Below are 12,426 nucleotides of genomic sequence, written 5' to 3'. Positions count from 1 at the left end.
GGCCGAGCCAATTATTCATCAGCTTTATGGATCAAACGGTGTGAGGAGTGTTCAAGAAGCTCATCACATTGACTATCGAACCTTTGGCAGGCTTACAGCGAAATCTGTAAGTCTGTTTTGTTTCTACGGTCCCCCCAAGTCTCGTGCTGAACGCTTTTCAATTATCTTCCCCCTTGCACGGCCACACCTCTTTGCACACCACTTTTTTCAGATGAAGCACATCCCTTGCATTCAAAAAAAGGCTGTATTATAGTAGTCCTAGTCATCAATTGACACCTCAACTAATTGCGCACAATCAATTGGAAACTCGAGAAATAGTTCCCATGATTATTTTTGTCCCAAACGGGAAAAGCAATAGAGTAGCCAAATCAAAGGAGTGTTCATGTTGGAAAACTACCAAGATCTTTTATCAAAACAACGTACGTATTTCCGTACGGGAGAAACCAAAAGTGTTGCTTTCCGTATTAACACATTAAATACATTGAAATCACTTGTTCAGAAGCACGAGCAGGATATCCTCGATGCTGTGAAGCAGGATCTGAATAAATCCGAGCTTGAAGCAAAACGTGCCGAGGTCGGCCTCGTGATCGGTGAGATCGACTTCATGGTGGAGAATCTTGAAGAGTGGGCAGCGACAAAAGAAGTGCCGACACCTGCTTCCCACGAAGGAGCAAAAAGCTTTATCCAGCCTGAGCCGTATGGTTCCGCACTCGTCATCGCGCCTTGGAACTATCCATTCCAGCTTGCTGTGACACCGCTTGTTGGCGCCATTGCCGGTGGGAATACGGCCGTATTGAAGCCTTCCGAGCTTACACCGAAAACATCTGCCCTTCTCTCTACATTGATCAACGACAACTTCCCTGAAGAGTATCTTCATGTAGTGGAAGGCGAAGTTGAAACCAGCACGGCCCTATTGAAAGAAGACTTTGATTACATCTTCTTCACTGGTAGCACAGGCGTCGGTAAAATCGTGGCCGAAGCGGCAGCGAAGCACTTGACTCCGACAACGCTTGAACTTGGCGGTAAAAGTCCGACAATCGTTCACGAAGATGCCAACCTTGATGAGGCAGCTCAACGCATCGCACGCGGTAAATTCGCCAATGCCGGCCAAACTTGTGTGGCACCGGATTATCTTCTTGTCCACAGCAGCGTAAAAGATGAACTCATGAGCAAATTCAAAGAAGTGATCACAGCTTCTTACGGTGAAAACATCGTCGAGAACCCGAACTTCGGGCATGTGGTGAGCGAGCGCCACTTCGACCGCCTTGTCGGCTTCCTCGATAACGGAAGCATCGTGACCGGCGGAAAACATGACCGCGACAACCTGATCATCGAGCCGACCATCCTTGATAACATTTCATGGGATGACTCCGTGATGCAGGATGAGATCTTTGGACCGATCCTGCCTGTCATGACGTATGACAGCCTGGACGAGATCATCGAACCGATCGTGAAACGTCCGAAACCACTGGCTCTTTACCTGTTCTCTGATGACGAAGCCGTACAGGATCAGATCCTGAGCACGATTTCATTCGGTGGCGGATCCATCAATGATACGATCAACCACATGACGTCCCACTACCTTCCATTCGGAGGCGTAGGCGATAGCGGAATGGGCGCCTATCACGGGAAAGCAAGCTTCGATACGTTCACTCACTTCAAGAGCGTGTTGAAACGTTCAACGAAATAAATGATGAGAGCCCCCTGCTATTGCAGGGGGCTTTTATGTGTGTCACCCGCAGGGCCTCCCTATCTCCGCTTCGTCTTCTTCCAACGCATAAGCTACGGCTGCTTCAGCGTGTATGGCCGTCGTATCGAATAATGGTACAGCCACATCCTCCTGTTTAATCAACAGGGAAATTTCCGTACAGCCAAGGATCACACCCTGGCATCCCTTATCGATCAACTTCTCGATGATCTGCTGATAGACCCTTTTGGATGCCGTTACTATTTTCCCGAGGCAAAGTTCCCGATAAATAATATCGTGTACAAGCTGGCGACCTTCTTGGTCTGGAACAACGACTTCAAGACCATGGCGGGATGAAAGGCGACCTTTGTAGAATTCTTCTTCCATTGTAAACGCCGTTCCGAGAAGGCCGATTTTCGTCAACCCTGCCTCCTTGATGGTTTTGGCAGTGGCATCGGCGATATGTATGAGCGGAATGTCTATGGCTTTCTGTACGTCATCCGCCATTTTGTGCATCGTATTCGTGCAGATCAGGAGGAAATCAGCGCCACCGCGTTCAACCTGCTGGGCCCACTTGATCATCAGCTCTGTAGCCTTGTCCCACTCCCCTATATGTTGATAGTGCTTGACCTCTTCAAAATCCACCGAAACCATGATGCTTTTCGCCGAGTGGTGGCCACCTAGCTTTCGATTGACGCCCTGGTTGATGAGGCGGTAATATTCACTGGAGGACTCCCAGCTCATACCTCCAAGCAAGCCGATTGTTTTCATTTGTCTGCCCTCCCTTTCACTCCTTGCCTTACAATCTCCAGAAGCCGTTCCGCATCCTCACCCGGTACATTCTCCGACAACCTCGCTCCTGCGATCACCGGTCCCCACTGAAGAACCTCCTCCCGCTCCAGCCCGCTCTTCTCGCAGTATAGAGAAAGGTACTGAGCGGCAATTTCTTGATCGAAACCCGCATAGAAGAGATAGGTCCGAACCACATCGGCGCGGAAATCCCCTGAACTGGCGTCGACCCATTCAATGACACGGATCCCATCCTCGGTTTTTACCAGATTGAAAAGATGAAAGTCACCGTGACAGAGTTTGTCTCCCGACACTTGACTCACCTGTTTTAACAGACCCTCTTTCACTTTTGAAGATATTGATTGGACGTCATGCAGTTGCCTGGCCAGTTTATCTCCCATCATTTCAAGTCCCGGCGCTACTTTCTCATGGATCATCATCTGGATCTCGATTGATGCGGTCAAGTAGCCCTGAAGAAGGGTTCGGTCCTTCATGGCGAGATCCCCGAGGGTGTCCCCCTCTATGTATTCCATGACCAGGGCCTGTCTTCCATTGAAAGTCGTGAGTTCAAGGACTTCCGGCACAGGGATGCCAAGGGAATGGATGTAACACTGCTTTTCCGCCTCCTTTAGGGCTTCCTCTGCTGGAAGTACACCTTGACCGCATATCCCGCATCATTCAGATAGATCTCCGCCGTGTTACCCGTGGCGATGGGGCCATTCATATCAACCCTTCTTCCTTCAAGAGCTCCCATAGATCCTGCTTCTTCCGCTGAAGATGCAGAGCCTTCATGCCAATCCGCTCGGCCCCCTGGATGTTCTCGATAAGATCGTCGACGAAGACGGCCTCTTCCGGGCGGACGTTCATCTCTTCTAGTGCGTAGCGATAGATCGCTTCACTCGGCTTCACCTTATTGACGGTGGAAGAGAGGATGATCCGCTCGAAGTATTTCCGCAATCCGAGCTGGTCGAATACCCAGTCCATGCTCGGTACCGCGTTGGAGATGACTGCGAGTCGATAATGCTTCGCTTTCAGCTTCTCGAGCACTGCCTTCACTTCCATGAACATCTCACAGTGGCGGGCATAGTGGCAGAAGTAAAAGAGTTCCGGCGCGAGCTCCCCCGCTCCCATTTCGTGTGCAATGATCTCGTAATAGCGTTTGAAATAGCGCTCCTCTTCTTCCCAGTTGGTTATGAACGGAAGCTCCAGCATCTTCGCCTTCCCGATCGCCGCCTGGACATCCTGACGCTCAAATCCCCGTTCTGCTAGAATATGATGGACCCGGTCCTCCCCTTTTTTGACTGTATCGAATAAAACGCCACCTGCATCCAGGAATATGACGCGCTCCATACTTGTTCCTCCTTCATAAAAACAGGCCCTCAGCACATGTCTGAAAACCTGTCGTCTTCTCTATTGTTTATGATCCATGACGGCAAAATAATTGTCTTCATCATCAGCGAAATTGAACACACGCTTCGGACCCATCTGGACGATTTCCCCGACGGTCACGCCCTCTGAGGAAAGCTTCTCATACAATTCATCAAACCTGTCGCTTAAAAACATGATCGACGGCGTTCCGAGGTTGAGCTCCGGCGACATCTTGGCAATGAGTTCCTTATTGTGCAGAATCATTGTCGTCTCCGCCTCGGCTGTCGGAGCAATCTCCACCCACCGCATATGACCGTTATCTTCTTCCGACTTGATGTGGAAGCCTGCTTTCTCACTCCAAAATGCCTTTGCCTGATCCTGATTGTTCACATACAGCATGATTTGACCGATTTGTTTGATCATGTGTGATCCTCCTGGTAAATGGAGTATGTTTCTTCATTCGCCATGGATACCTGTTTTCCTGCCATGATCTTCATGTTTCCACCTATATTTACGCTGAATGGACAAGAAGGTTTCAAAAAGTTTGATACAATAAGGAAAATTGTCTGAGGAGGAAAATGATGAAGTTTTTTATTGTGGATGCCTTTACGGATGTTCCGTTTGGCGGGAATCCTGCCGGGGTCGTCCTGGTGGACGCCATGGACGATTCTTCCATGCAGCTATTTGCCCGTGAACTCGGATATTCGGAGACCGCTTTTGTAGAAAGGAAGAGTGATTCTTCATTCCACGTGCGGTTCTTCACGCCTAATACTGAAGTGGACCTATGCGGGCACGCCACCATCGCTGTGTTTACCGTCCTTTTGGACAAGGAATTGGTGGCTGACGGTCGCTCGTACATCATGAAAACCGGAGCAGGCGACATCCCCGTCCATTTATCGAATGGTCGCATCATGATGGAACAGGCACCACCAAGTCTCGGGGATCTCTGTGAAGATGTGGTGGAACTGGCTGGGCTCCTTGGAATCGAAGCGTCCTACATAGGAGGATCCCTGCCGCCTCGTGCCGTGAGCACCGGCCTGATGGATCTCATGGTCCCTGTCATGAGCAAGCTTGCACTCGACGCCATCAATCCGGATATGAAGGCCTTGGCAGCCTATCAGGAAAAGCACGGGCTGGACGGGATTCACGCGTTCACCCTTGATACGACCGATGCCCTTGCCTGCAGTCGGAATTTCAGCCCCCTTTACGGGATTGACGAAGAATCCGCCACCGGGACGGCGAGCGGCGCGATGACGTACTACCTGTATCATTATGGAATGTTGACGGAGTTTGACAAGGTGTTCCGGTGTTTACAGGGTGAAAGCCTCCAACGTCCATCGGTCATTACGACGGTGCTGACTGATCCTGCGAAGCCCCGGGTGCTTGTTGGAGGAACTGGGATTGTCATTTCGGAGGGAAGCATACGAATTTAAAAAGAGGACGCCATCCAGTGTCCTCTTTTCCCTTATTTACCCAACATCATATAGACGCCGCCACAGTGTGAAATCTGATGATACTCATACATCACTTGGAGCGAGTCCATCAGTTCATCCCTCACAAAATAAAACTCGTCCTCATCCCAACGCCCCCGATTGTCCTTCCGACACGCCTCAAGGTCTTCCCTCGTTTGAAACGAAATGTCTCCAATCAGTAGTTTGCCACCAGACTTCAACAGACCCAGCAACTCCTTGATCAGCGCTACTTTCTTTTTATCCGTAAGGTGGTGGAGCGTGTAGGTGCTGATGATGACGTCATAGGATGACTTCTTGATGATAAAAGGAAGCCCTTCCTGCAAGTCCGCTTGTATCAATTCCGCAGCCGGCATCTTCTCATGTGCTTTCGCCATCATTTCCCTGGAAAAGTCGATTCCGGTGATCGTGTGACCGTGATTGTAAAGCCTGCTTGTGAGAACCGCCGTCCCAAAGCCGATGTCGAGGATTTCAGCATTTTCCTTCCCCATCGCTTCCCCGTAAATGATGTTCAGGATGTCCCTGTACCCCGCAAACGGGTACTGGTTGCTTTCCTCACTCTTTTTTACCGTTTCATCGTATTGGTCCGCCCATAGATCAAACCCAGTACTATTTAACATATATGCCCTCCGTAAGTGTTGTTTCATCACGGGCATGGTGGTGGTTTTTTACCCGTGACGTGCCTCTATCAGGTTGGTTGCAAGTTTTTGGAATTTCATGTGAATCACGCCTTTCAATTTGATATACTAATTTTAACATATTTTTCTAAAAATAGTGATGGAAGTGGGAGGATGAAGAAATGAAGTGGTCTGGAAATGGTTTGTTGGTGATCTGCATGTTTCTAACCACGGCCTGCTCAAACGGAGCGTACAACTCCGATGAAGCAATCGAACGTGGTGATGTCGTGGTACAGAACGGGGTAGAAAATCCGGGACCCTTCATAGAGTTTGTGAAGAATGTGGAGGATAAGAATGAAGCTACATTGAGGATAACTGGGTATACCAAGGAAGGAGATCCGATTTTTCATGATGTGGAGTATGACGGAAGTAAATTCGGATTTTCCTATGATGACTCCCATGATAAATTTGGCGGTGAAGATATAGGTGTTACAACGGACACCTGTACTGAAATGGAGCAAAGGGAAACACCGAATGATGATATAGGGTTTTATTTGAAGGGGTGCTCGAAGGAAAAGGAGCACCCGCTTCTTGAACTATCAAAGGAACAGTGGAAAGACCGCTAAGAACCTGGTTCCAATCCATGAAAAAACCGGATGCCCTCAAGCATCCGGTTCTTCACCTATTCGGTTTATTTAAAATCAAATTGGTCCGGATCTGGCCCGATGCGTTTGTGCTCATCGAGGGCGTCCAAGGTTTTGACTTGTTCTTCAGTCAGTTCGAAGTCGTAGATGTCGATGTTTTCTTTGATACGTGATTCGGTCATAGATTTCGGGATGGTCACGACGCCGTGTTGAAGATCCCAGCGAAGGATGACCTGTGCCGCTGATTTGCCAAGGGACTCGGCAATTTCGTTCACCGTTTCATGGTTCAATAGCTCGGCGTTCATGAGTGGGGACCATGCTTCCACTTGGATATCATGTTTTTCACAGAACGCGCGCACGTCTTCCTGTACAAGCTTCGGATGGAATTCGATCTGGTTGATGACCGGCTTCACTTCGGCTGTTTCAAGAAGATGCTCAAGATGGGACACTTGGAAGTTACTCACACCGATTGATTTGATGCGGCCTTCTTTATAAAGGGCTTCTAGGGCTTTCCAAGGCTCCATGTATTTGTTTTGGCCAGGCCAGTGGATGAGGTACAGGTCAAGGTACTCAAGACCGAGTCTCTCCAATGTATCGTTGTAAGCTTGGATCGTTTCATCGTATGAAAGACCGTCATTCCACACTTTTGATGTGATGAACAGCTCTTCCCTTGTCACGATACCAGCGTCGATGGCGTTTTGAACGCCTTTCCCTACGCTCTTCTCGTTTTGATAGATCGCTGCCGTATCAATGCTGCGGTATCCGATGCGGATCGCTGTTTCCACCGCTTTCTCCAAGTCTTTTCCTTCTTCAACGCGGAATACTCCGTAGCCGATTTCTGGCATTTGTAAGCCGTTGTTTAGTGTAATGGATTTTGCACCCATGATTGTATTCCTCCTCTAAAAATCACTTCTATCACAGTATGCACCAACTTCTTAAAAGATAGAAGTAGGCACTTTCATGTGCGATAGGCACTAGCAGGTAACCTTTACCCGTCGAAAGTCTACCAAAAACATATCCAAAATGTTCCACTATGGTAGAATAGTTGATACGAAAGGAGCCTTCTCATGACTATACGTGACTATCTACTAGAACACTTTCCCGGGCTCTCCCTCGAGCCACCTCTCTATTATTCATGGCCTACGGGCTTGCGGTTTGAAATTGCCAAACCCGGAAGTGAGCACCTTGACACAGACAACCTTGAGCAGATGGACGAAAGGACGACTAGCTTATTCAACGCGGTTTTTGAGCAGGACGATGAAGTGGTCCTTGTCACAAATGTGTTCGGTCTAAACGATTCTCCACCACCGAAGACCAACGTATTTCTCAAATATATCAAGGATAAAGACGTGCGCATGAAACTGCAATATGAAAGGGTAGATGGCTTGATTGATGATGAGGATGAGACTGTCACCCATCGCTTCTCCCTGCAATGCAAAGCAGGCGACATCCGCTATCGGCCGCTCCTGATGGCGATCTGTCATGAAGATTTCAATCATTCCACACGGATCCTGAAGAACCGCTGGGACATAGGACTCGACATCTACTTCGTGAACATCACCAAACATCTTATCTATCATCTCTATGACGACCGCGGCTGCGATATTATTTCAGCTGAAAAAGATACTCTCCTTCCACTTTATCATTCTGCTTCCCCTTGGATCCTTGAGTATGAACGGGAACAGATCGATGGAGTTTTCATGAAAGGGGGCACAACATGAAGCAGGCATTCCCCACCATTGAAACTAAACGGCTAACCTTAGTAAACACGACCGCTGACGATGCCAGATTTATTCTCGAGCTCTACGAGGATCCCCTCGTCTGCCGGTACCTCTATGATGAAGAGCCCTTCACCTCGATTGATCAGGCAAAGGAATGGATCGACTGGCATGAGTATCCGGAAGAATACGGTCGGAACCGCTGGATCATACGGAAGAAAAAAACCTCCACTCCAATCGGCACGTGCGGCTTCGACCAGTGGGATATCGTGAATCATGTAGCTGAAATCGGCTTTGATCTCTGGCACGGGGAATGGGGAAAAAGATATATGAGCGAAGCCTTGACCGCCGCCATCGACAGCGGCTTCAACAACATGGGGCTTAACCGGATCCAGGCATTCGTCGCCCTTGAAAACACGGCATCTTGCCGATTACTCGAGCGGTTGGGGTTTGAAAGGGAGGGAATCTTCAGGGAGAAGCATTTCTTCCAAGGGGATTACTACGATCACTACATCTACTCCCTTTTAAAGAAGGAATGGAAAAAGGACGGCTTGTGACCGCCCTTCGGGGATGTTCATTTGACTACGCTGATCACGAGGCCGTCATAGCCTTTGGTACCGACAGTCTGGATTGCAGTGGAATCGATGCGGGGATCGCGCTGGGCAAGATCCACGTACTCCCGGATCCCCTTGACGCGACCGTCCGTTGATGCGGCATCCACGACCTCTCCATTCCGTACGACATTATCAGCAATGATCACGGATCCTGATGTGGTGAGGGCAAGGGCCCATTCCAGATAGCGCGGATTGTTCTCTTTATCGGCGTCGATGAAGACAAGATCAAAGACGTGCCCCGCTTCCTTCAGCTTCGGCAGCGTATCAAGGGCACTCCCGACAAGGACTTCCACCTGCTCATGGAATCCTGCACGGCGGATGTTTCCTTCTGCTATTAAGGCATGGGCCTGATCGACTTCAAGGGTTGTCACCCTGCCGTCGACACCGATTCCCTTTGCCAAGCAGATGGTACTATAGCCGCCGAGGGTACCAATCTCAAGCACCCGCTTCGCCCCCTTCATCTGGGCCATCAGGGTGAGGAACTTCCCTTGCAGGGGAGACACATCGATCTCGGGAAGGCCGGCTTCACGATTCGCCCCAAGCACCCGTTCCAATTCATCGTCCAATAACAGCTTTCGTGCAAAATACTGATCCACTTCATTCCACAACTCAGAACCCATCTGCATCGTCTCCTAGTCTAGTATTATGACTCTTTCATTATATGCTAAAATGTTCCATACAGGAAATCGTAGACCCAATGAAGCGTTCCTATGCAACCACTCAACTGAAAGGACGAAGCCCCCATGCCAACCATCCCAAAACGAATCCATATTATCGGCTCCGTCGGCAGTGGGAAAACCACTTTGGCCCGCACCCTCGCTACCGCTACCAGTATCCCCTATCACGAACTCGACAATGTGGTGTGGGAACGGAGGCTGGGCGGAGATCGAAGACGCACCGATGAGGAGCGTGATGCGGTTCTCGCCGACCTTGTGAAAGGGGAGAGCTGGATCATTGAAGGCGCCCACAGCACGACCTGGGTCGAGGAAAGTTTTCGGAGAGCTGACGTGATCCTCTTCCTCGACACCCCCTACTATAAGAGGATGAAGCAGATCACCTTCCGCTTCATCCGTCAGAAAATGGGCCGTGAATCCGCCCACTACTCGCCGGATTTCACGATTTTCAGGAAGATGTTCAGATGGAATGCCCTATTCGAAAGGGAAACGAAACCGTATATCCTCAAGCTATTCAAAGACAGGGGTTACCCGCATATCGTGCTTCACGATAATCAACAGCCCATCGATTGGGCCGAGGGAAAGGAGAAACGCCATGTATAAGTACACGCTATGCTTCATCCAGCGAAACGATGAAATCCTCATGCTCAACCGCGACAAGCCCCCAGTGCTCGGCCTCTGGAACGGAGTAGGCGGCAAAATGAATGGCGGGGAAACCCCGGCGGCATGCATCCTTCGGGAAATAGCTGAAGAAACAGGCCTTCATCTTACTCCGGAACATATTCAAGATAAAGGTACCGTTTCCTGGAATACGGATGATGGCACAACGGGCGGAATGCATCTCTTCACAGCTGTAATTGCAAGTGACGTTCCCTACTCCACCCCAGTCAGGACCCTTGAAGGGCTGCTCGACTGGAAAACGATTGATTGGGTTCTCATGGACCGGAATCACGGTGTCGGCAGCATGATTCCTCATTATTTTTCAAGGATGTTGAAAGAGAAGAGCGGATTCTACCACCGGTTCACCATGGAAAATGGGTCAGTTCGCACCTACTCTTATGAAGAGATTCCTGCTTCAGGAGTCATCCCACTTGTCCAAGCATAGAAAAGACCCTGCAGCAATGGGCGCAAGGTCTTCTCTCTAAGCCGTTTCTTCGTTAATAAAGCGAAGCACTTTCTCCTTGAAGGCATCGGGCTCCTCATAATGAGGCGTATGGCCACTATGCTCAAAGATGGTGACTTCACCGTTCGGGGCGTCGTGTTGGAACGCCTTGATCTGCTTCTCGCAAGTGGTTGCATCATATTTTCCCAGCGCAAGGAGCATGGGATTCGGCACGGTACTCAGCAGGGGCAGGAGGGATCGGAACACTTCCCCTTCTTCGCGGAGAAGATCGAAGTGGAAATCAGAGCGGTCATAGAATTCATCCCATTCTTCCTCAGAATGATAGGATTCATAATCTGTGGGGTTGTCGTGATTATGGCGGTAGATTTCCATGCGGCGCTCCCCGAGGTGATCACTGAGCTCCATATACCCTTCCGTCAGTTCCCTGATGGATACATCAGCTTCAGCAAGCTCCCTCCCCTGTTCGGCGAGATCGCTTTGTCCGTACTTTTCAAGCAGGCAGGACGTTTTCCTGATCAGGCTCCGGGACGTGAGCTCAAAGTCGAACGTCGGTCCCTCGAAGATGATCTTTTCAATGGACCCGGGATAGGCTGACGCATACAGGAGCGCAAGGAACCCCCCGAAGGAATGGCCGATCACCGACCACCGTTCGATGCCGAAGTAATCCCGCAGTGCCTCACAATCCTCCACAAGGTCACGGAGTCCAAACGCTTCCCCTTCTTCGATCCCTTCCGACCGGCACACTCCCCTCTGATCGATGATGATGAGGCGAACATGTTCACCAAGTCGCTTCGCCTGGTGATAATAAAAGTCATGACTACCTTCTCCAGGTCCTCCATGAAGGTACAAGACAGCCGGTAGCTCTTTCTCTCCAAATGTTTCCACATAGATCTTCTTCCCTCTGATTTCAATCAGTTCTCCTATCATAGCATCCTCCCAGAATTTCTTTTCTTTTATTCTAGCACACCACATAATAAATGATGTAAATTAAGGGTTATTATGGTAAATTAGTTGCATTAGAAATTTTGCTTTTCGTACTGAACCCATAAGGAGGAAACGAACATGAAGCAAGCTGCAATGGAGAACGATTACGTACATCCGGCAGAAGAAACTTTAGACCGTTACATCGACGCGACGAACACCCATCGCTTCAGCGAGGTCGAGAACCTTCTCCACCCTAGGGCCGTATATTATTTCTCTGACCGGACCTGCTCTTCTATGGAAGAAATACAGACTTACTTTGAACACGCTTGGTCGGTCGTGAAGGATGAAGTGTACGGGGCGAATGATGTGAACTGGCTACAACTAGGAGAGCAGGAGGCACTTTGCGTCTATCGGTTCACGTATGAAGGATTTGTGGATGGGGCATTTGTGAAAGGTCACGGGAGAGCGACGAATGCGTTTGTCAAAGAAGAGGGGCGTTGGCTTCTTATCCATGAACATTTGAGTGGTGAACCTGAATAGCCAGACCGCTTCTTCAACCTGTTTATGGATATCAAAGAACTCTATGGTAAAATAATAGTAATTTCCAAACATTTAGGAGAATACAGATGTCAAAAGGATTACTAGATCTACTAATAGCCGATGTACTTAGCTGGTACATTGTCGGGGTCTTCACAAAACATTATGATAGTAAACTATTATTCGCGATTATCGCGTGGGGACTCATCGGGTTCCAGACAGGGAATAAGAATCGTCAACAAAGAGCGAATTAACTGGAGGA

The 12,426-nt window shown here is 49.3% G+C and carries 17 protein-coding genes; 9 read left to right on the top strand and 8 right to left on the bottom strand.

What is annotated here, in order from left to right; translation table 11 throughout:
* Window positions 1–382: 382 nt before the first annotated feature.
* On the top strand, window positions 383–1,690 hold the full coding sequence (locus tag ABJ225_RS08325) for an aldehyde dehydrogenase (protein ID WP_286188144.1): 1,308 nt from the start codon (window positions 383–385) through the stop codon (window positions 1,688–1,690).
* A gap of 42 nt (window positions 1,691–1,732) precedes the next feature.
* Here ABJ225_RS08325 and ABJ225_RS08320 read toward each other — a convergent pair whose 3' ends face one another.
* The 4 genes from ABJ225_RS08320 to ABJ225_RS08305 form a co-directional block, all read right to left on the bottom strand.
* Window positions 1,733–2,458 carry an aspartate/glutamate racemase family protein gene (locus ABJ225_RS08320; protein WP_347319516.1) on the bottom strand — a complete coding sequence of 242 codons (726 nt, stop codon included), beginning with the start codon at window positions 2,456–2,458 and terminating at the stop codon, window positions 1,733–1,735.
* Window positions 2,455–3,066, bottom strand: a complete 612-nt coding sequence (locus ABJ225_RS08315) for a phosphotransferase family protein (RefSeq protein WP_347319895.1) — start codon at window positions 3,064–3,066, stop codon at window positions 2,455–2,457. Before ABJ225_RS08315 ends, ABJ225_RS08320 begins: the two co-directional genes overlap by 4 nt.
* A 130-nt stretch (window positions 3,067–3,196) precedes the next feature.
* Window positions 3,197–3,826, bottom strand: a complete 630-nt coding sequence (locus ABJ225_RS08310; RefSeq protein ID WP_056534109.1) for an HAD family hydrolase — start codon at window positions 3,824–3,826, stop codon at window positions 3,197–3,199.
* Window positions 3,827–3,886: 60 nt separating this feature from the next.
* Window positions 3,887–4,267 (bottom strand): VOC family protein, encoded by a 381-nt coding sequence (locus ABJ225_RS08305; protein WP_347319514.1) that lies wholly within the window; start codon window positions 4,265–4,267, stop codon window positions 3,887–3,889.
* Between the two features lie 158 nt (window positions 4,268–4,425).
* Between ABJ225_RS08305 and ABJ225_RS08300 the strand changes: the two genes are divergently transcribed.
* Complete coding sequence (locus ABJ225_RS08300; protein WP_347319512.1) at window positions 4,426–5,277, top strand: PhzF family phenazine biosynthesis protein; 852 nt, start codon at window positions 4,426–4,428, stop codon at window positions 5,275–5,277.
* Window positions 5,278–5,309: 32 nt separating this feature from the next.
* On the opposite strand, the gene ABJ225_RS08295 is transcribed toward ABJ225_RS08300, so the two are convergent.
* On the bottom strand, window positions 5,310–5,933 hold the full coding sequence (locus ABJ225_RS08295; RefSeq protein ID WP_347319510.1) for a class I SAM-dependent methyltransferase: 624 nt from the start codon (window positions 5,931–5,933) through the stop codon (window positions 5,310–5,312).
* Window positions 5,934–6,112: 179 nt separating this feature from the next.
* On the opposite strand from ABJ225_RS08295, the gene ABJ225_RS08290 reads away from it, so the two are divergent.
* Complete coding sequence (locus ABJ225_RS08290; protein WP_218245604.1) at window positions 6,113–6,556, top strand: DUF4362 domain-containing protein; 444 nt, start codon at window positions 6,113–6,115, stop codon at window positions 6,554–6,556.
* Between the two features lie 65 nt (window positions 6,557–6,621).
* Here the strand turns inward: ABJ225_RS08290 and ABJ225_RS08285 are convergent, their stop codons facing one another.
* Window positions 6,622–7,458, bottom strand: a complete 837-nt coding sequence (locus ABJ225_RS08285; RefSeq protein ID WP_218245603.1) for an aldo/keto reductase — start codon at window positions 7,456–7,458, stop codon at window positions 6,622–6,624.
* 183 nt (window positions 7,459–7,641) lie between these two features.
* Between ABJ225_RS08285 and ABJ225_RS08280 the strand changes: the two genes are divergently transcribed.
* Together ABJ225_RS08280 and ABJ225_RS08275 are read left to right on the top strand one after the other, a co-directional pair.
* Entirely contained in the window at window positions 7,642–8,295 is a 654-nt protein-coding gene (locus ABJ225_RS08280) for a DUF3885 domain-containing protein (RefSeq protein ID WP_347319508.1), read from the top strand.
* Complete coding sequence (locus tag ABJ225_RS08275) at window positions 8,292–8,849, top strand: GNAT family N-acetyltransferase (protein ID WP_347319506.1); 558 nt, start codon at window positions 8,292–8,294, stop codon at window positions 8,847–8,849. Before ABJ225_RS08280 ends, ABJ225_RS08275 begins: the two co-directional genes overlap by 4 nt.
* A gap of 17 nt (window positions 8,850–8,866) precedes the next feature.
* Here ABJ225_RS08275 and ABJ225_RS08270 read toward each other — a convergent pair whose 3' ends face one another.
* Complete coding sequence (locus ABJ225_RS08270; RefSeq protein WP_347319504.1) at window positions 8,867–9,526, bottom strand: O-methyltransferase; 660 nt, start codon at window positions 9,524–9,526, stop codon at window positions 8,867–8,869.
* Window positions 9,527–9,649: 123 nt separating this feature from the next.
* On the opposite strand from ABJ225_RS08270, the gene ABJ225_RS08265 reads away from it, so the two are divergent.
* Both ABJ225_RS08265 and ABJ225_RS08260 read left to right on the top strand, forming a co-directional pair.
* On the top strand, window positions 9,650–10,183 hold the full coding sequence (locus ABJ225_RS08265) for a P-loop NTPase family protein (RefSeq protein WP_347319502.1): 534 nt from the start codon (window positions 9,650–9,652) through the stop codon (window positions 10,181–10,183).
* Entirely contained in the window at window positions 10,176–10,685 is a 510-nt protein-coding gene (locus tag ABJ225_RS08260) for an NUDIX hydrolase (RefSeq protein WP_347319500.1), read from the top strand. Before ABJ225_RS08265 ends, ABJ225_RS08260 begins: the two co-directional genes overlap by 8 nt.
* Before the next feature lie 36 nt (window positions 10,686–10,721).
* Here ABJ225_RS08260 and ABJ225_RS08255 read toward each other — a convergent pair whose 3' ends face one another.
* Window positions 10,722–11,630 (bottom strand): alpha/beta fold hydrolase, encoded by a 909-nt coding sequence (locus ABJ225_RS08255; protein WP_347319498.1) that lies wholly within the window; start codon window positions 11,628–11,630, stop codon window positions 10,722–10,724.
* Window positions 11,631–11,765: 135 nt separating this feature from the next.
* Here ABJ225_RS08255 and ABJ225_RS08250 point away from each other — a divergent pair, with 135 nt between their 5' ends.
* Entirely contained in the window at window positions 11,766–12,167 is a 402-nt protein-coding gene (locus ABJ225_RS08250) for a YybH family protein (RefSeq protein ID WP_347319496.1), read from the top strand.
* A gap of 86 nt (window positions 12,168–12,253) precedes the next feature.
* Entirely contained in the window at window positions 12,254–12,418 is a 165-nt protein-coding gene (locus ABJ225_RS08245; protein WP_347319494.1) for a hypothetical protein, read from the top strand.
* Window positions 12,419–12,426 lie beyond the last annotated feature (8 nt).

Origin of the sequence: Rossellomorea sp. RS05, assembly GCF_039822645.1 — a bacterium.
Lineage (GTDB): Bacteria > Bacillota > Bacilli > Bacillales > Bacillaceae_B > Rossellomorea > Rossellomorea marisflavi_B.
This window is presented reverse-complemented; position numbering and strand designations above follow the sequence as displayed.